Raw genomic sequence first — 17,652 nt, 5'->3', positions numbered from 1 at the left:
CCGTAACTAACCGCTATGAGACAGTAAAAACTTCATCAAGATAGCGCTTTCCCGTCATTTAATCACCACCAGCAAACCGGAGAATGAGGCGCTCGCCTGTCTGTCGATCCATTCAGGAACTCCACCGCAAGCAGCGAGACAATCAGAGCCACCCCTGTTTGATGCACAACCGAACTGCAAAAAATAGCCCACAGAGGCAAAAACTATGTGCCGACCGGAAGGCTGAAAAAGAAAGGGCGGAGCGCCATAAAAGCAAAAACCCCTGAAAATTCAGGGGCTTTGAGAGCAGTTTTTCTGGTGGACAGAGAGGGAATCGAACCCCCGACACAAGGATTTTCAGTCCTTTGCTCTACCAACTGAGCTATCTGTCCAATTGGAGTGAGGTGAATATAGCAATTGCCTTTTTAACGCCAAACAAAAAGAACTTTTTCCGACCACGGGGCACCGGAATGCCCCGCGGTCAGACGATCAGGCTATACCGGCACTTCAATTCGCTCGATGGCGCGGCGGATCCTGCGCAGCACTGTTTCCTTGCCAAGCACTTCGAGCATGTGGTAGAGGCTCGGGCCAAAGCTGACACCGGAGACGGCGATCCTGAGCGGATGAATCAGCACGGCGGGCTTCAGTCCCTTCGGAGCCACGAAAGCCTTGAGCTGCGCCTCGATATTTTCGGCAGTAAAGTCGTTGTTCGCGTCGAGCACCTCGACAAACTCCTGAAGCAGCGGCGGCACGTTCGGCGTCCAGCGCTTGGCCACGGCCTCCTTCTCGTAGCTTTCCGGCTCGAAGAAGAAGTAGCTGCTGAAGGTCACGAACTCGTGCTCGAAGTTGACGCGCTCCCGCATCAGCTCGACCACCTTGGCGAGATAATCGTCGGAAGTGATGCGCTCGACAGACATCTCCGGCGAAAGCTCGGCCAGCTTCGCCTGAAGCACCGGCTTGATGTTGCCCACGATCTTTTCAACAGGCCGGGTCTTGATATACTGCTTCTCCAGCCACGAGAGTTTTTCAACGTTGAACACAGCACCAGCCTTGCCAACCCGTTCGAGTGAGAACTTGGAGATCAGCTCATCCATGCTGAAAACTTCCTGCTCGCTGCCTTCGCCTTCGTTCCAGCCGAGCAGCGCCACGAAGTTCACAATCGCCTCGCTGCTGTAGCCCTTGCGCATGTAATCCTCCACGGCCACATCACCCTGGCGCTTGCTGAGCTTGGAGCGGTCGGGATTGAGCAAAAGCGGCAGGTGCGCGAACTTCGGCGGCTCCCAGCCAAAGAATTCATAGAGCAAGAGGTGCTTCGGCATCGATGGCAGCCACTCCTCGCCACGGATGATGTGAGTGAACTCCATCAGGTGATCGTCGATGACGCTGGCGAAGTGGTAGGTCGGAAAGCCGTCAGACTTCATTAGCACCTGATCGTCGATGGTGGCGGAATCGAACTCGATCGGACCGCGAATCATATCCTCGAACCAGACCGAAACGTAGTCCGGCACCTTCATTCTCACCACGTAAGGCGCGCCCTCGGCGAGCTTTTTCTTGATTTCGGATTCCGGCATGTTGCCGCCCATGTCTTCGGGAAGCCACTTGCGGTTGTACTTGGGCTGAAGCCCCTGCTTGAGCTGGAGTTGGCGATTCTCTTCGAGTTCCTCTGAGGTCGAAAAGCAGTAGTAGGCGTTCTTGTCTTCGAGCAGGCGGGTGCAGTAGTCGCGATAGATGGAAAGGCGCTGCGACTGCACGTAAGGCCCGTAGTTGCCGCCGTGCATCGGGCTTTCATCGGCGATGATGCCAGCCCATTCGAGCGTACTGATGAGGTTCTTTTCAGCATCCTCGACCTTGCGGCTCTGGTCGGTATCCTCGATCCGGATAACGAAATCCCCGTTCATTCTCTTGGCGAACAGATAGTTGTACAGTGCGGTGCGAAGACCGCCGACATGGAGATATCCCGTTGGAGATGGGGCAAATCGCGTTCTAACCTTTTGACCGGCCATAATACGAAAGATCAGGTGTTAAATAATTTCGGCAGATTGTGACGTCAGGCGCATCTTCCGAAAATCTGAACGTGCAGATATTCCAAGAGCGCTTTCGAAACGCAGGGAATTTAAAAAAATTCTCACTGCATTTGGCAATAACAAGAGAATTTGAACAACCGTGGAACAAAAAGCTCCGGCAAGCGCCCGATGGCAGCCATATCTCCGGCTGCGGCAAGAAAATAACGGTGAAAAAACCTTGCGAGAGGCGGTTTGCGATAAACTTTTTGGTTTCCACCATAGTTTTACTTTTAATTACTTATTATTCCGTAAGTTATCTTGCGTTACCAAAACAACTCCCGATGCAGTCAAAGAAAAGCAACGGCAAGGCTCCGCAAACCCGGCCCGGCAACCGTTTCATGCCGCCAGACAGAGGTACGGATCCGGATGACCGCTTCCCCGGAAAAGAGGGAAACGGGGGCAGATTCCCCGGGTTCATCCTTTTTCTGATGCTGGCAGTGCTTGGCCTGTTTGTTTTCCAGCGCTTTTTCTCCCAGGACATTTCCCCGGAAATCTCCTATAATGAGTACCGTTCGATTGTTTCCGAAGGGTCTCTGGCCGAAGTAACCGTCAAAACCAGCCAGGACAACTCCGCACTGCTGACCGGAAAGCTCAAGGCGCCCGACAGCCTTCGGCTGACCAGTGGTTTCACTGTACGCTCCGACCGTTTTATGGTCAGGCTTCCGGGCTTCGACCGTTCCCAGGCCGACAGCCTTTCGGCAAGCGGCGTCCAGCTCAAGATCACCCAGAGTAGCGACGAGTTTTCAAATTTCCTGTTGCTCATGCTGCCGTGGATACTTTTCGGTTTCGCCTACTTCTTCATCTTCAGACGGATGTCGATGCAGAACGGCGCACAGAAAAACATCTTCAGCTTCGGCAAGAGCCGAGCCAAACTCATCAGCGAGTTTGACGTCAAGGTAACGTTCAACGATGTGGCTGGTGTTGATGAAGCGGTCGAGGAGTTGAGGGAGACCGTGGAGTTCCTCATGAATCCTGAGAAGTTCCAGAAAATCGGCGGCAAAATCCCAAAAGGCGTGCTGCTTCTCGGGCCTCCCGGCACAGGGAAGACCCTTCTTGCCAAAGCAATTGCCGGCGAAGCCAAGGTGCCATTCTTCTCGATCTCCGGTGCAGATTTCGTCGAGATGTTCGTCGGCGTCGGCGCGGCGAGAGTTCGGGATTTGTTCGAAACCGCCAAGAAAAACGCGCCGTGCATCGTCTTCGTCGATGAGATCGACGCTGTTGGCCGAAGCCGTGGCGCAGGTCTCGGCGGCGGCCATGACGAGCGTGAGCAGACGCTGAACCAGCTCCTGGTAGAGATGGACGGGTTCACAACCAAAGACAACGTGATTCTCATCGCCGCCACCAACCGCCCAGACGTGCTCGATACCGCACTGTTGCGCCCCGGCAGATTCGACCGGCAGGTGGTCATCGACAAGCCGGATATCCGGGGACGAGAAGCAATCCTGAAGATTCATACCCGGAACACCCCGCTTTCGGGAGATGTCGATATAGCCGTCATCGCCAAAAGCACGCCCGGCTTTTCAGGCGCAGACCTGGCCAATCTGGTCAACGAAGCAGCACTTCTGGCGGCGAGAAAAGAGCAGACAGAAATCACCGTAGCAAATTTCGAGGAGGCACGCGACAAGGTGCTGATGGGGCCAGAGCGGAAAAGCATGTTCATTTCGCCCGACCAGAAAAACTTACGGCCTATCACGAGGCGGGTCACGTGATCGTCTCGAAGTTCACCAGCGGCTCCGACCCGATCCACAAGGTCACGATCATACCGCGGGGCCGCAGCCTCGGCCAGACCGCCTACCTGCCGCTCGAAGACCGCTATACCCAAAACCGGGAGTACCTGATCGCCATGATCACCTATGCACTTGGCGGTCGGGCAGCAGAAGAGCTGATCTTCGACGAAGTAAGTACCGGCGCTGCCAACGATATCGAAAAGGCGACCGAGATCGCCCGAAAGATGGTGAAAAACTGGGGTATGAGCGAAAAGCTCGGCCCGATCAATTACGGTGACGGACACAAGGAGGTCTTTCTCGGCAAAGACTATTCGCATGTAAGGGAGTACAGCGAGGATACGGCTCTTCAGATCGATGTCGAGGTGCGCAGCATCATAACCGAATGCATGGACAATGCGCGAAAAATTCTTACGTCGCATGTCCGGATTCTGCACGAGATGGCTGCCCGTTTGATTGAAAAGGAGTCGCTCGATTCGGAGGAAATCGACGCTATCGTCAGTTCGGAAACAGCTGTTGCAAACTCTCCGGCATGAATGCCGCTGACAGCGTAACAACAGAATATCTTTTTTTGACAAGCATCATGCAGTATCTCATTCTGTTCATCACGGGAATCGCCGCAGGTCTCTTGTCCGGCATGTTCGGAGTGGGCGGTGGCGTGATCATCGTTCCGGCGCTTATCTTCTTTTTCGGCATGAGCCAGCAAACCGCCAGCGCGACGTCCCTCATGGCGTTGCTGCTGCCGGTCGGACTTCTCGGCGTATACGAATATTATCAGGCCGGCAAGATCACGACGGAGCACATCTGGTTCGGACTGATCGTCGCCCTGGGCCTTTTCGCCGGCGCTTTCTTCGGCGCAAAGCTGGCCATTGAGCTCTCAAGTGACCTCTTGAGACGAATGTTCGCAGTATTTCTTGTATTAGTAGCAATCCGCCTTTGGTATTAACCAGCAGTATTGGCAAACCTACAACCCAAGCACACACTACCATGGGACAGACAACCACCAAAGCCGACCTGGTGAACGTGATCGCCCAACGCACAGGTCTGACCAAAAACGAAACCGAATCGGTCGTCGATTGCTTGTTCGAAAGCATCATCGACTCGCTCAAATCCGGAAAACGCATTGAAATCCGGGGATTCGGTTCGTTCAACATTCGCTACAAGAGTCTCAGGCAGGCTAGGAACCCCAGAACGGGTGAGAAGGTGACCGTCGAGCCAAAAAATGTGCCGACCTTCAAAATCTCCAAAGAGTTCAAGCACGCGGTCAGCGAAAGCCTGAAAGCCGACGAATAACCGCCACGGCAACACAAATCCGGCGAAGCGATGATCTTCACCGGAGGATATCCCATGCAAAAGGATCGGGGTATTTCAGGATAACGGCGAAACGGAGAGAGTCAGTCACTCTTGTCTTGAGTGCCGGATGAGAGTGACCGTGCGTTTAATGGCTTTCGATCCTGCCGTTTGCTGTCTGGAACGGCAGGAAAAGCGTGGCTACCAGTGGAACAGCACAAACCAGATGATGCCGAATACCGGCAGCAGCACCGGAATCGAATAGCGGTAAATATACTCCACGAAAGAGGGAACGTCGGCCTCGGTCTGTTCGGCAATGTTCTTGACCATGAAGTTCGGGGCGTTACCAATATAGGTGAACGCGCCAAAAAGACCGCACCCACCGATATTGCCATGAGATAAAGCATCGAAGAGACATCACCGGCAATCGGTGATTCCATGCCCCGGGAAAACTTCACGACATCGGCAATGCTGTTGGAATCGAGACCAAACTTGCCAAGCGCTCCGGCCAGAAAGTTCAGGTAGGTCGGTGCATTATCCAGCACGCCGGAGAGAATTCCTGTGAACCAGTAGAACTTCGTGACCGTGAATTCAGCTGCATGGAACTGCGCATACGCGCCAATCAGCTGAAGCGCAGGAATCATGGAGGCAAAGATGCCCACGAAAAGGAACGCGACCTCCTTGATTGGCTCGAAGTTAAACTCGTTGCCCCCGAGGGCATCCTGATTGGCCGTCCTGTAGGCCACGACCGCGATCGTCAGCATGATGACCTCCCTGACGCCAAACGGCACATGAAAAATCTCCTGGAGACTCGGAAATCCCGGAATGACGGCAGGATCGAGAAAGATCGAGCCGATAAGAGGAATCAGGTAGAGGAAATTCCTGCGTCCGGTCAACGTGATGCGGCCAGAATATTCCTGCTCGGCTTCGCGCTTCCCTGCCTTCAGATCGAGCACCAGAAAAATAGTCGTAAGCAACCCGATCGTCACCAGCCAGGGCAGCCAAAGATGCTGAATCACCCAGAAGAACGGTACGCCGCGCAGAAAGCCGAGAAAAAGCGGCGGATCCCCGATCGGAGTGAGCGCACCGCCGATATTGCTGATGATGAAGATGAAAAAAACGATATGAAATGGCCTCAGGCGTCCTTTGTTGACCCTGAGATACGGTCTGATCAGCAGCATCGACGCGCCTGTCGTGCCAACAATATTGGCAAGCACCGCGCCAAACAACAGCATAAGCGCATTAAGAATCGGCGTTCCCCGCCGTTCGATTTTGATCAGGATGCCTCCCGCTACAACAAAGAGCGAGGATATCAGGGCGATGAAGGAGATGTACTCTTCGAGGGTGTGCAGCAGCATGTGCCCACCATGTTCCGCCATGAATGCGTACCAGAGCGCCACGGGTACCCCCAGAACGATCGAGACCTTCTGATAATGGTGTTCCCAGAATCTCGGATAGAAAAGCGGACCGGTAGCGATCATCAGAAGCAGCACCACGAACGGTACCGCCAGCCAGACCGGAGGCAGGAGGGAGGAGTGCTCCCCACCTCCGGATGCGCAAAACGCTACGGCAGGAAAGGCCAAAGAAAAAATAAGCGTAGCGGCCGCCACCGCGCTACGCTTCAAAAAATCAGAGCAATAAGCCATGAGTCATTCGAGATCGAAAGGTATCAATCACCTTCGAACTCTGTCAGGGAATAGATGTTATAGCCTTTTTCACGAATCTTCTTTTCACCGCCAATATCGGGCAGGTTGACGATAAAGGCCATGCCGGCCACGACACCGCCGAGCTTCTCGACCAGTCCGGCAGCGGCAAGAGCCGTGCCGCCCGTAGCGAGAAGATCATCAACCAGAAGCACGCGGCACCCTTGAACAAGGGCGTCGGTATGCATCTCGATCTTGTCGGTACCATACTCGAGCTCGTATTCGAGCTGCACCACATCCGCCGGAAGCTTTCCTGGCTTTCTGACCGGCACGAATCCCTTGCCAAGCGTATAGGCAAGCGCGCCGCCGAGAATGAAACCCCTGGCCTCGATACCCACGATCACATCGAAATCGACTCCGTTGGACAGATAGTGCTGGGTCATGTTGTCGATCACCAGGCGAAAACCAACCGGATCCTTGATAAGGGTGGTAATATCACGGAACATGATCCCTTTTTTCGGATAATCGGGAACAGTGCGAATTCTGGATTTGATGGGCATAACGGTGGAGGGTTTTTCTGATTTGGTAAAAACTGCCAGAAACGGGGCGCCTCCGATGCCAGACCTCGGGAAGGCGCCTTCTGCTTGGAAAATTTCAAGATAAGAGTCTACCCTGTAATTGCAAACCCTCTCCGAAGCCATCGATGATCACCTCCCGCACCTGACCTCGCAACTCCCCTGCGCTGGTATCGACACTCACCCGGAGGTAATTTTCGCTGTAACCGCTCCATCGCACGGATCCTCCAGGAAGCACCGTGACCTCCTCGAACAGCACCTTCAGGAAACTGCCGATAAACGCTCCGGCAAAACGCCGTTCGATCTGCTCACCGATCACTCCAAGCCGGGCCGCTCTCGAAGACGCTTCAGTAGAAGGTATGCGAATCAGCTTTTTTCGGCTATTTCGGCAAAAAGCTTCGTGCCGGGCCTTGGCGAACAGGTAAAAACATGCAGGTAGGCAACCGGCAAAGACTCGATAAAACGGCACATCTCTTCAAAATCGCGTTCGCTTTCACCGGGATAACCAGCCATCACATCGGCACCGATAGCGCACCCTTTGATCGAAGAAATCGCCTTCATGAGACGTTCGCGATAGAACGCCGTATCGTAATGCCGCCTCATCAACCTGAGTACCTTGTCAGAGCCGCTCTGCAACGGCAGGTGGAAATGGGGCATGATCTTGCCGGAAGCCGCAACAATATCGATCAACTCGTCATCGAGCAGTTGCGGTTCCACCGAGCTTATTCGAATCCTGCTGACGTCAATCGTTTCGAGACGCCGGAGCAGACCGGACAGGCGGATATCTCCATCCCGGTAATCGCCAATATTGATACCGGTAAGCACGATTTCACGATAACCGGCATCGGCAATTTTTTGAGCCCTGTCGAGCACCGTTGAAAGAGGCACCGAGCGCGAACGCCCCCTCGCCAGAGGAATCGAACAATAAGCGCAACCAAAACTGCAACCATCCTGGATTTTCAGAAAAGCTCTGGTTCTTCCCTTTTCAGGTTGAGAAAGCATCGAGCAAGCCGGATGGGCGACTATTGCCTTATCGGTGGGAGACACCTTTATCAAAGGTTCGGAATCATCCGATAAAGATTCGCCACCGTACCAAGCGATGTCAAACTTGTCAGTTGTACCAAGCACGAATGAAACGCCCTCAATATCGGCGATCCGTTTCGGATCAAGCTGAGCGTAGCAACCAATTACCCCAACCCTGCTTCCCGGATGATTTCTTATGATTTTTCTTATCTGTTGTCTTGACTTTCGCTCTGCTTCACCGGTAACAGCACAGGTATGAATAATGATCACATCAGCCCCGTCATCGATTGCATTCAATTGCCACCCATTGGAAACCAACGCATCAACTATGGACGATGTTTCAGCATAATTCACTTTACAACCAAGAGTTACCGCAGCAACACTTTTCTGTTTCATAAAACATATGATCTTTTTAATCAACGGAATAATAACAAAAACACCGCAAGCTGAGCGCACAACTCATATACATTCATAATACAGCACTTGCATTATAGTCCAAAAATTAACTCATATTTTTTTTATTGCAGTATTGCATACAAACCTGTTATATTTCTTTCGTTTTCCAAACTATACCTGTTACACAAGCAAATCATGAACACTATGAAAAAAGAAGCTGCTCCGGACAAATTCGATCTTTACATTCTGAATGTAGATGAATTCAAGGCACTGAACCAGCAGAAAAATGAGCTAAAGGAAAAAATTGCTGAAATGCAGCGTCAGTTTGAAGAAAGCATTCAGCCTTACGAAGCCGAATTGAATGCCATTATAAAAAAGCTTGAAATCAATCTTTCAAAAATGGAAGGCGGTCCGGCAGCAAAGCCGGCAAAGGCCAAGTTCGGACGCGGTAAACTCGGTATATCGATCAAGAATCTGCTTCAGGCAAACCCGGATAAAGCATTCAAACCACGTGAAATCGCTGCTGCACTTCAGACGAAAGGTACCGCAGTCAGCCTCTGGTTCAACAAATATGGCAATCAGGATCCTGAAATCGAACGCATTCCTGTTGGAGAAGGTGGCAAACGCTTTATCTATCAGATCAAAAAATGATCGAAAAAACAACGAAATAAAACACATTATTTTTTCGACAAAAAGGCTATCCAAGACGATGGCCTTTTTTTATTTCTCATACAAGCTCATCATCATCTCAATAACCGATATGTCTCCGGTTTTTTGAAAAATTCATGGCAAGACCAACCATCATCATGTTCGCGACCAGCGACGAACCACCATATGAAATAAACGGAAGGGGAACACCGATAACAGGCATGACGCCAATAGTCATACCGATATTGATCACCACATGAGTCAGAAGCAACGAGGCATATCCGGCAAGCAACAGTTCGACGAAACGGTTCTTGATGACTCCGACCATCCAGACGAGACGAAGCACAAGAGCCACAAAGAACAGAAGCAATAACGTCGAGCCAAAAAACCCCAGCTCTTCGGCAATCACGCAGAAAATGAAATCCGTCCACTGCGCGGGAATATATCGAAGCTGCGTCTGGGTGCCGTGAAGAAATCCCTTGCCAAAAATCCCGCCTGAGGCAATGGCAATTTTAGCCTGAAGCGCATTATAGCCCGCGCCCTGAGGGTCGGCTGTCGGGTCGAGAAATATTTGTATTCTCTTGATCTGGTGAGGCTTGAGAATAATCGAGGTAAACTTCCAGGTCAACAACCCACCCAAAAAGCCACCGCCGGTAACAAGCAACTGGTGGATATAAAACTTTTGCCTGAACAGAACAAATATGACCATCGAAAGAACAGCAATGGTGGCAAGAATGGTCAAATTGAAAAACCCCGAAAGCATCAAGGCCACCGGAACCACCGCGAGCAGGATATAGTACAGGTCGAAACCGGCGAGAACAATCATGGGAACTATGAATGACAGGCAGGTCAGGGTCGTGCCCATATCCGGCTGAAGCATGATCAGACCGGCGGGAACCAGCGCCATGGCAAGCACTTTGCCCAGATCCATCATGTTGCCGATGTCGGTCTGGTCATCGGACAGAAACCTCGCCATCGCGATGATGGTAAACATTTTGGTCAGCTCGGAGGGCTGAAAACTGAACATGCCAATGCGCACCCAACTGGTCTGTCCGGCGATTTTCCTGCCGAAAACCAGCACGACGACAAGCAGAAGCAGACCGGCGGCATAGAGGATATAGGCATTGTCTTTAACAAAACGATAGTCCATAGAGTACATGACCGATGTGGCCATGACGCCGGCCACCGCCCAGAGGAGCTGCTTGTAAAAAAGAGAAACCGATTCGGCAGAACCATTGGTAGCGCTGTACACGGCCATAAGCCCCATGACAATCAGTCCCGACAGGGGAGCCAGGAGCCATAAAAGATCGAATTTATTGTGCTTTTCCATCACTTGTCAGTAAAGAGGAGAGAGATCATGTTATCTTGCCGGAAAACAGCTCCATAAACCACCGGAACAGGTTTTCAACGCATATCCCTGCTCCCGAATCATACAAGAAAAATCATTATTGTGCAGCTACCACCATTTTCTTGCGGCCACGTAACCTTTGTCGGCGCGCCAAACGCGGGCAAATCGACCCTGCTGAACCGTCTGCTGGATCACAAGCTATCGATTGTCACCCCAAAACCGCAAACGACAAGAAAAAAATTACCGGTATTTACCATGACGACCGGAGCCAGATCGTCATTCTCGACACCCCCGGCATCATGGAGCCGAAGCAGTCGTTGCACGAGTCGATGCTCGAAATCACCCGGCGCTCGCTTCGGGAATCGGATACCATCGTGGCCCTCATCCCGTTCCAGAAAGGCGACGAGCCCTTCGACCGGAAGTTCGCCAGCGAACTGATCGAACAGTGGGTAAAGCCCGCAGGCAAACCCTTCGTCATCGCGCTGAACAAAGCCGACCTCGTGCCGGAACCGACCATAAAAGAGGTGCAAACGGAGATCATAAGCAAGTACAAGCCCGTGGCGACGCTCGCCCTGTCAGCCCTCACCGGCGGCAACATACCAGAGCTGGTCGAGCTGCTCAGGCCACTGTTGCCGCTCGACGAACCGCTCTGGCCGGACGACATCCTCAGCACCGAACCGGAGCGCTTTTTTGTCGGCGAGATCGTCCGCGAAAAAATATTCCTGATGTACGGACGGGAAATCCCCTACTCGACCGAGGTGGTCATCGACGAGTTCAAGGAACAGCACGAAAACGACCCGACCCGCAAAGAGCTGATCCGCTGCTCGGTGATCGTCGAGCGCAACAGCCAGAAGCAGATCATCGTCGGCCAGCAAGGCTCGGCCATCAAAAAACTCGGCCAAGCGGCCAGAAAAGAGATCGAAGAGCTGCTCGGCAGACCGGTGTACCTGGAGATTTTCGTAAAAATCCGCCCAGACTGGCGCAAAAAAAAGAACCTCCTGAAGAGTTACGGGTACTAAGCAAAGGTGGACTGGGTGGACAAAGCAGCGGAAAACTTCTTTTTCTTTCTTGTCCACAGCGTCCACAAAGTCCACTGCCCTCACCCCAAACAGAAAAACCCCTCCACTATGGAAGGGGTCTTTCCGGCTTTGGCTGTAACAACCGGTGAAAAATCAGCGGCCTTTCGGCTGCGGCTCAAGCTCGGCGCTGGCGGCCTCGATCTCTTTCTTCTCGTTCGGATGAGCCTGGAGATACGCTTCGATCTCCTCTTTGCTCTTGTCCTTGAAATATTCAAGAGCCGAGAGAATGATGCGCTTGTTCTCCTTGTCGAACTCGATGACGCGGAGCGGCAGCTCGTCACCAATCTTGAAGGAGGAGTGAATATCCTTCACACCACCCTGCAACAGGTGCGACACCGGCACGAAGCCATCGACTTCGCCGGGGAGAATGACGATGACGCCCTTCTCGATGATCTGCGAAATAGCGCCATTGCATTCTGCGCCGACAGCATACTTCTGCTCGAACTCACCCCACGGATCGTTGTTGATCTGCTTGTGGCCAAGCGCAATGCGGCGTGCGTTGACGTCGAATTTCAACACCTTGACTTCAAGCTCCTGGCCCTTCTTGACCAGCTCGCTGGGGTGGCGAATCTTCTTGGTCCACGACAGGTCGGAGATGTGCACCAGACCGTCAACGCCAGGCTCCAGCTCGACGAACACACCGAAGTCGGTGATGTTGCTGACCGTGCCCTTGTGCAGCGAACCCTCGACATACTTCTCGGAGAGGGCGATCCACGGGTCTTCCGACACGCGCTTCATCGACAGCGACAGCTTGGTGTGCTCCTTGTCGATGTTGAGAATGATGACCTCCACATCCTGATTGAGCGACACAAACTGGCTCGGATGCTTGATGTGCTGCGTCCAGCTCATCTCGGAGATGTGCACCAGACCTTCGATGCCCTTCTCGATCTCGACAAAAGCGCCGTAATCGGTGATGGAGACAACGCGGCCCGTAGCCTTGATACCAACCGGATATTTGATTTCGATATTCTCCCACGGATGGGTTTCGAGCTGCTTCATGCCGAGCGAAACACGCTTGGTGTTCTCGTCGAAGCCGACGACCACAACCTTGATCGGCTGGTCGAGCTCAACCACCTCGGAAGGATGGTTGATCCTGCCCCAGGTGATGTCGGTGATGTGAACCAGACCATCCAGACCGCCGAGATCGACAAAGATACCGAAGTCGGTGATGTTCTTGACGGTGCCTTCGAGAACCATGCCGACCTTGATGTTGGCAAGCATCTCCTCACGCTTGGCCGCATACTCCTCTTCGAGGATGACCTTGTGGCTGACAACGATGTTCTGGGTGACCGGGTTGATCTTGACAACCCTGAAGTCCATCGTTTTGCCGACGAGCGCATCGAAGTCGCGAACCGGCTTGACGTCGATCTGCGAACCGGGCAAGAAGGCCTCGACACCTGACAGGGAGACCGTCATGCCGCCCTTGACGCGGTTGATGATCTTGCCGTTGATAATGGTGTCGTTCTCGATTGAATCGTAAATCTTGTCCCAGATGCGAAGCACGTCGGCTTTCCTCTTGGAGAGGATGAGCTGCCCCATCTTGTCTTCGATGTTTTCGAGATAGACCTCGACCTCGTCGCCGACCTTGATTTCGTCATCATCACGGAACTCAAGAAGCGAAACGATACCTTCCGACTTGAACCCGACGTCGATGGTGACATCCTTGTTGGAGATCGAAACGATACGTCCTTTCACAATCTCCTCTTCGGTAATCTCGGAGAGGGTGCTCGTGTAGAGCGACTCCATCTGCTGCAGTTCGGAGGGCTCGTAGTGAGCGAAGATCTTGACTTTTTTCTGCCCGGCACTTTCGGCTTCGGCGTTTCCAGCGTTGTTGTTTCTGACATTAATGTTTTCCTTCCTCTCTGATAGATTTGCCGTCAGCCGCGAGAGATTTCGACTGCCGGTTTTTATGGTTATGGATATGACACGAAAGAACACTTTATACTTAACAAAGGCAATGCGCCGTCACCTGCCTCATTACCTTACAATTTTATTAACCAGGTCGTACACAAAGTTAACCTGCTCGTCGATGGTCATGTTCGAGGTATCGAGCAAAACCGCGTCGGGATGACGCTTAAGCGGCGCATGGGTTCGCTGTTCATCATCGCGATCCCGCTGTTTTATCTCCTTTTCGAGCTCCTCGACCGAAGGCACCGCTGCACCACCTGCCTTGAGCGAAAGCTCGGCATGGCGCCGTTTGGCGCGTTCCGCCGGATCGGCGACAAGAAAGATTTTCAGCTCAGCGTCGGGAAAGATGACGGTACCGATGTCACGGCCATCCATCACAATACCGCGCTTGCGGCCCATCTCCTGCTGAAGCTCGCGAAGCTTGTCTCTGACCGGCTTGAGGGAACTGATGAAGCTGACCTCACGGCTGACCCGGTTCTCCCTGATCGCTTCGGAGACATCCTCCCCGTCAAGCATAACCCGCTGCCCCTGAAACTGAATCGTGATCGTCCGGAGCAGTTCGGCAATCCTGGATTCGTCCTTGCGAAGAAGGTCGAGCAAACCTTCACGGAGCACCTTGAGCGTAACCGAGCGGTACATGGCTCCGGTATCGATGTAGGTGTAACCCAGCTTGCCAGCAAGAATTTTGGCAGTCGTGCTCTTACCGGAAGCGGCCGGTCCGTCTATGGCGACGATGATCGGTTTCTTTTCGATAGGATTCTCCAATGCATTTTAAAACAGCCTGCAATTGTAAAAAATTAATTTGCTTTTTCCAAACGGATTGATTACATGTTAAAACCGTTTTTCTCAACAAACATCTCCGCCCATGTCACTTCGCTGCGGCATTGTCGGTCTGCCCAATGTCGGCAAATCGACGCTGTTCAATGCCATCACGGCCAAGCAGGCCGAAGCCGCCAACTACCCGTTCTGCACCATCGAACCCAACGTCGGCACCGTGCTGGTGCCCGATCCGCGCCTCGGTGAACTCGCCCGCGTCGTCAAAACCCCGGTCATCGTACCTGCAGTGCTCGAAATCGTCGATATTGCCGGTCTGGTCAGAGGCGCCAGCAAAGGCGAAGGGCTTGGCAACCAGTTCCTCTCGCATATCCGCGAGGTTGACGCGATCATTCACGTGGTGCGCTGCTTCGAGGATCCGAACATCATCCACGTCGAGGGCAAGATCGACCCGGCAGGCGACATCGCCACCATCGAGACCGAGCTGATGCTGGCCGACCTCGACAGCATGGAAAAGCGCATCGACAAGCTCCGCAAGGGCGCCCGCAAGGAGAAGGAGCAGCAGGCGCTGGTCGATCTGGCAGAGAAGATCGTGGCCGGCCTCGGCGAGGGCGTACCGGTGCGCAGCATTCTCGAAAACGACGAGGAGCGGGCGATGGCGAAGCAGTTCTTCCTCATCACCGCCAAGCCGGTGCTCTTCGCCGCCAACGTGGCCGAGGGCGACCTGCCCGGCGGCAACGAACACACCGCGACGGTCGAGAAGATCGCGGCGAAAAACGGCTCGAAGATGCTCATCATCAGCGCCAAGGCTGAAGCGGACATCGCCGAATTGCCCGAAGAGGAGCGCCCGGACTTCCTCGAAAGCCTCGGCCTCGAAATGTCAGGCCTCGACCGCCTGATCATGGCTGCCTACGACCTGCTCGGCCTGCACAACTACTTCACGGCAGGCGTCAAGGAGGTTCACGCCTGGACGATCCGCAAGGGCGCAGCCGCCCCGGAAGCCGCCGCCGCGATCCACTCTGACTTCGAGAAGGGCTTCATCCGCGCCGAGGTGATGGCCTACGAAGACCTGATCGCCCTCGGCTCGGAGCAGAAAGTGAAGGAGGCCGGCAAAATGCGCTCTGAAGGCAAAGAATATGTCGTCAAGGATGGTGATGTGATCACTTTCCGGTTTAACGTGTAAAACGCCATGCCGCAGCACAAGATTTCAGCCGACAGCCCGATCGGCATTTTCGACTCGGGCATTGGCGGCCTCACCGTCGTCAAGGCGGTGCAGGCCGCGCTGCCTGCCGAGCGGCTGATATACTTTGGCGACACGGCTCGCGTACCGTACGGCCCGAAATCGCAGGTCACGATTCGGAAGTACGCCCGCGAGGACACCGAACTGTTGATGAAGCACCAGCCGAAGCTGATCATTGTGGCGTGCAACACCGTGTCGGCGCTCGCGCTCGACGTAGTCGAGCAAACCGCCGGAGGCATTCCGGTCATCGGCGTACTGAAGGCGGGCGCGGAGCTGGCTGCCAGGCGCACGAAATCGGGCCGCATCGGCGTCATCGGCACCCAGGCCACCATCGGCTCGAACGCCTACACCTGCGCGATTCGGGATGAAAACGACGCGCTCGAAGTTTTTCCGAAAGCCTGCCCGCTCTTCGTGCCGCTCGCCGAAGAGGGCTTCATCGACCACCCCGCCACCCGACTCGTTGCCGAAGAGTACCTGTCAGCCTTCGCCGGAAAGGAGATCAACACGCTGGTGCTTGGCTGCACGCACTACCCGATTCTCCGCAAGGTCATCGAAAGCATCGCCGGGCCGGAAATCACCATCATCGACTCCGCCGAAGCGGTCGCCGAAAAAGCTGGAGAACTCCTCTCGGCTCGTGGCATCTTGAACCAGAGCGCCGAAAAAGCACTGCCGCACCTCATGGTCAGCGATCTTCCCCAGAAATTCCGCGAACTCTACCGCCTCTTCATGGGGACCGAACTCCCCGACGTCGAGCTGGTCGAAATGTAGGGGCAATCCCTTGCGGTTGCCCTGTCCCGAAAATCCGCAAGGTTCCCGCAGATCTGTCGGAACGGACTGTTCTGTCAGATCACCACCTCATTGCCTTTCCCATTTTAATTGTATCTTTTCCGGCAAAATCTGAACCTTGAAAGGCGCGGGCCTTACCATTCCGGAGAGACGATCGTGAAAATCAATCTTGACAGAACATCATCCGGCTTCTGCATCGGCGTGCAGGGCACGATTCACGTTGCCGAAGAGAAACTCGCAGAGGCCGGCGAGCTGTACTGCCTCGGCGACGTGGTGCACAACGAGGTGGAGGTCAAGCGGCTCGAAGCGCTCGGCATGGAGACCATCGACATTCCGGCGTTCGAGAAGTTGCGGAACGCCGAGGTGCTGATCCGCGCTCACGGCGAGCCGCCCTCGACCTACGAAACCGCCCGCCGCAACAACCTCGCAATCACCGACACCACCTGCCCGGTGGTGGCCAAATTGCAGAAGACCGCGAAAATGCTGCACCAGCTCGGCTACCAGGTAGTGATCTACGGCAAGAAAGTTCACCCGGAGGTGATCGGTATCAACGGCCAGTGCGACGACGAAGGCGTCGTCATCAAGCACCCCGACCTCTCCGATGAGGCGGAAATCGCCCCGCTCGACCTCAGCCGTAAAACCGCCCTGATCTCCCAGACCACGATGGACGTGCCTGGCTTTTACGAGCTGAAGAGGAACCTCGAAAAACTCTTCGCCGAACACGGCCACCGCAACCCCGGCACGGAGAGCGGCGAGTGGATGGCCGTACGCGACATCGACATCACCGCCGAAAAAACCGGCGCTCGCGCGATGCCGGAGCTTGTTTTCAAGGACACCATCTGCCGCCAGGTTTCGAGCCGCAACGGCAAGCTGCGCGACTTCGCGCTGGCGAACGACTGCATCGTCTTCGCGGCGGGGCGCAAAAGCTCGAACGGCCAGGTGCTCTACTCGATCTGCAAAGACGCCAATCCGAAAAGCTATTTCATCGAGGATGTGGATGAAATCCAGCCCGAGTGGTTCGTCGGCAAGAATGGCAAACCGGTCGAAAGCGTAGGCATCTGCGGAGCGACCTCGACCCCCATGTGGCTGCTCGAAAAGGTGGCCAACCATATCGGCAAGACCTTCGGCGATGACTCCGCCAACCCGGACGCATGAATGCAACCAAGAAACGTTACC

General features: G+C 54.2%; 13 protein-coding genes, 1 tRNA gene and 3 pseudogenes. 8 read left to right on the top strand and 9 right to left on the bottom strand.

Translation table 11 applies throughout. The features are described from left to right. Positions 1–295: 295 nt before the first annotated feature. A tRNA-Phe gene (locus NY406_RS01270) sits at positions 296–371 on the bottom strand. 102 nt (positions 372–473) lie between these two features. Next, complete coding sequence (gene gltX / locus NY406_RS01265; RefSeq protein WP_260534792.1) at positions 474–1,982, bottom strand: glutamate--tRNA ligase; 1,509 nt, start codon at positions 1,980–1,982, stop codon at positions 474–476. A gap of 341 nt (positions 1,983–2,323) precedes the next feature. Between gltX and ftsH the strand changes: the two are divergent. From ftsH to NY406_RS01250, 3 genes and pseudogenes are all read left to right on the top strand, one after another. After that, positions 2,324–4,302 (top strand): annotated as a pseudogene (gene ftsH / locus NY406_RS01260) (ATP-dependent zinc metalloprotease FtsH). Between the two features lie 47 nt (positions 4,303–4,349). After that, positions 4,350–4,712: a sulfite exporter TauE/SafE family protein gene (locus NY406_RS01255; protein WP_260534790.1), complete on the top strand. Its 363-nt coding sequence runs from the start codon at positions 4,350–4,352 to the stop codon at positions 4,710–4,712. Between the two features lie 41 nt (positions 4,713–4,753). After that, entirely contained in the window at positions 4,754–5,059 is a 306-nt protein-coding gene (locus NY406_RS01250) for an HU family DNA-binding protein (RefSeq protein WP_260534788.1), read from the top strand. Between the two features lie 198 nt (positions 5,060–5,257). Here the strand turns inward: NY406_RS01250 and NY406_RS01245 are convergent. The 4 genes and pseudogenes from NY406_RS01245 to NY406_RS01230 form a co-directional block, all read right to left on the bottom strand. Beyond that, a pseudogene (locus NY406_RS01245) lies at positions 5,258–6,702 on the bottom strand (sodium:proton antiporter). 23 nt (positions 6,703–6,725) lie between these two features. After that, on the bottom strand, positions 6,726–7,259 hold the full coding sequence (locus tag NY406_RS01240) for an adenine phosphoribosyltransferase (RefSeq protein ID WP_260534786.1): 534 nt from the start codon (positions 7,257–7,259) through the stop codon (positions 6,726–6,728). 94 nt (positions 7,260–7,353) lie between these two features. Next, positions 7,354–7,593 carry a hypothetical protein gene (locus tag NY406_RS01235; protein ID WP_260534784.1) on the bottom strand — a complete coding sequence of 80 codons (240 nt, stop codon included), beginning with the start codon at positions 7,591–7,593 and terminating at the stop codon, positions 7,354–7,356. Between the two features lie 47 nt (positions 7,594–7,640). Then, positions 7,641–8,693: a MiaB/RimO family radical SAM methylthiotransferase gene (locus tag NY406_RS01230; protein ID WP_260534782.1), complete on the bottom strand. Its 1,053-nt coding sequence runs from the start codon at positions 8,691–8,693 to the stop codon at positions 7,641–7,643. Between the two features lie 195 nt (positions 8,694–8,888). Between NY406_RS01230 and NY406_RS01225 the strand changes: the two genes are divergently transcribed. Then, entirely contained in the window at positions 8,889–9,344 is a 456-nt protein-coding gene (locus NY406_RS01225) for a hypothetical protein (RefSeq protein ID WP_317618659.1), read from the top strand. 97 nt (positions 9,345–9,441) lie between these two features. On the opposite strand, the gene rodA is transcribed toward NY406_RS01225, so the two are convergent. Next, complete coding sequence (gene rodA / locus NY406_RS01220) at positions 9,442–10,671, bottom strand: rod shape-determining protein RodA (protein ID WP_260534781.1); 1,230 nt, start codon at positions 10,669–10,671, stop codon at positions 9,442–9,444. A 120-nt stretch (positions 10,672–10,791) separates the two neighbouring features. Between rodA and era the strand changes: the two are divergent. Continuing rightward, a pseudogene (gene era, locus NY406_RS01215) lies at positions 10,792–11,708 on the top strand (GTPase Era). Positions 11,709–11,861: 153 nt separating this feature from the next. Here the strand turns inward: era and rpsA are convergent. Both rpsA and cmk read right to left on the bottom strand, forming a co-directional pair. Further along, positions 11,862–13,514 carry a 30S ribosomal protein S1 gene (gene rpsA / locus NY406_RS01210; protein ID WP_260534780.1) on the bottom strand — a complete coding sequence of 551 codons (1,653 nt, stop codon included), beginning with the start codon at positions 13,512–13,514 and terminating at the stop codon, positions 11,862–11,864. 231 nt (positions 13,515–13,745) lie between these two features. Next, positions 13,746–14,441: a (d)CMP kinase gene (cmk, locus tag NY406_RS01205; protein ID WP_260534779.1), complete on the bottom strand. Its 696-nt coding sequence runs from the start codon at positions 14,439–14,441 to the stop codon at positions 13,746–13,748. Positions 14,442–14,541: 100 nt separating this feature from the next. Here cmk and ychF point away from each other — a divergent pair, with 100 nt between their 5' ends. The 3 genes from ychF to NY406_RS01190 all read left to right on the top strand — a co-directional run bounded on the left by ychF (position 14,542) and on the right by NY406_RS01190 (position 17,631). Beyond that, positions 14,542–15,633 (top strand): redox-regulated ATPase YchF, encoded by a 1,092-nt coding sequence (ychF, locus tag NY406_RS01200; protein ID WP_260534778.1) that lies wholly within the window; start codon positions 14,542–14,544, stop codon positions 15,631–15,633. Positions 15,634–15,639: 6 nt separating this feature from the next. After that, the gene (gene murI, locus NY406_RS01195) at positions 15,640–16,458 is read left to right on the top strand and encodes a glutamate racemase (protein ID WP_260534777.1); all 819 of its coding nucleotides are present in this window, start codon (positions 15,640–15,642) and stop codon (positions 16,456–16,458) included. Positions 16,459–16,632: 174 nt separating this feature from the next. Beyond that, entirely contained in the window at positions 16,633–17,631 is a 999-nt protein-coding gene (locus NY406_RS01190) for a 4-hydroxy-3-methylbut-2-enyl diphosphate reductase (protein ID WP_260534776.1), read from the top strand. Positions 17,632–17,652 lie beyond the last annotated feature (21 nt).

It is taken from the genome of Chlorobaculum sp. MV4-Y (assembly GCF_025244685.1).
Taxonomy (GTDB): domain Bacteria; phylum Bacteroidota; class Chlorobiia; order Chlorobiales; family Chlorobiaceae; genus Chlorobaculum.
This window is presented reverse-complemented; position numbering and strand designations above follow the sequence as displayed.

Coding starts and splice junctions, on each gene's coding strand:
- gltX (WP_260534792.1), bottom strand. CDS start 1,982: ATGGCCGGTCAAAAGGTTAGAACGCGATTTGCCCCATCTCCAACGGGA.
- NY406_RS01255 (WP_260534790.1), top strand. CDS start 4,350: ATGCAGTATCTCATTCTGTTCATCACGGGAATCGCCGCAGGTCTCTTG.
- NY406_RS01250 (WP_260534788.1), top strand. CDS start 4,754: ATGGGACAGACAACCACCAAAGCCGACCTGGTGAACGTGATCGCCCAA.
- NY406_RS01240 (WP_260534786.1), bottom strand. CDS start 7,259: ATGCCCATCAAATCCAGAATTCGCACTGTTCCCGATTATCCGAAAAAA.
- NY406_RS01230 (WP_260534782.1), bottom strand. CDS start 8,693: ATGAAACAGAAAAGTGTTGCTGCGGTAACTCTTGGTTGTAAAGTGAAT.
- NY406_RS01225 (WP_317618659.1), top strand. CDS start 8,889: ATGAACACTATGAAAAAAGAAGCTGCTCCGGACAAATTCGATCTTTAC.
- rodA (WP_260534781.1), bottom strand. CDS start 10,671: ATGGAAAAGCACAATAAATTCGATCTTTTATGGCTCCTGGCTCCCCTG.
- rpsA (WP_260534780.1), bottom strand. CDS start 13,514: ATGGAGTCGCTCTACACGAGCACCCTCTCCGAGATTACCGAAGAGGAG.
- ychF (WP_260534778.1), top strand. CDS start 14,542: ATGTCACTTCGCTGCGGCATTGTCGGTCTGCCCAATGTCGGCAAATCG.
- murI (WP_260534777.1), top strand. CDS start 15,640: ATGCCGCAGCACAAGATTTCAGCCGACAGCCCGATCGGCATTTTCGAC.